This window comes from Sedimentitalea sp. XS_ASV28 (genome assembly GCF_041224545.1).
Taxonomy (GTDB): domain Bacteria; phylum Pseudomonadota; class Alphaproteobacteria; order Rhodobacterales; family Rhodobacteraceae; genus Sedimentitalea.
In genome coordinates this window covers 1-378 of record NZ_JBGFGP010000053.1, presented here as the reverse complement: position 1 = coordinate 378, position 378 = coordinate 1, and the positions used below count along the sequence as shown (strand labels likewise).

Annotated in this window: 1 protein-coding gene and 1 pseudogene; one reads left to right on the top strand and one right to left on the bottom strand. The window is 55.8% G+C overall.

Annotation, left to right across the window (positions count from 1 at the left end):
* Positions 1-57: 57 nt before the first annotated feature.
* Positions 58-225: pseudogene (locus AB9K34_RS01720) on the top strand (IS3 family transposase); the annotation flags it as partial.
* A gap of 20 nt (positions 226-245) precedes the next feature.
* On the opposite strand, the gene AB9K34_RS01715 reads toward AB9K34_RS01720, so the two are convergent.
* The coding region (locus AB9K34_RS01715) for a transposase (protein ID WP_148044812.1) at positions 246-378 on the bottom strand (133 nt) is incomplete at its 5' end.

The window sequence follows — 378 nt, the reverse complement described above, 5'->3', positions numbered from 1 at the left end:
TAATCGGGATGATCAAAGAGCAGGGTTCAAGCGTTTAGCGATTGATCCAGTGGATCAATCGTAGCGCAGAACGGCATGCCGACGGCTGAGGTATGCCTCAGGCACGGTCTGAGCACCGCGACGTTCTACAAACTGAAGGCGCTCGAAGACGAGAACGCCAAGCTCAAGTGCCTGTTGGCGGACACTATGCTGGACAATGTCGTCCTGAAAGCCCTGCTGGGAAAGAGCTGACGACATTGACTAGGTCATGTTGACAAATGGCGGAGCCATAGGCGGATAGATGTGATGTCGATGAAGCCAAGGAAGCTCTCGGCGGTCTTGTCGTAGCGGGTGGCGACGCGCCGGGCGTTTTTGAGCTTGTTGAAGCAGCGCTCGACC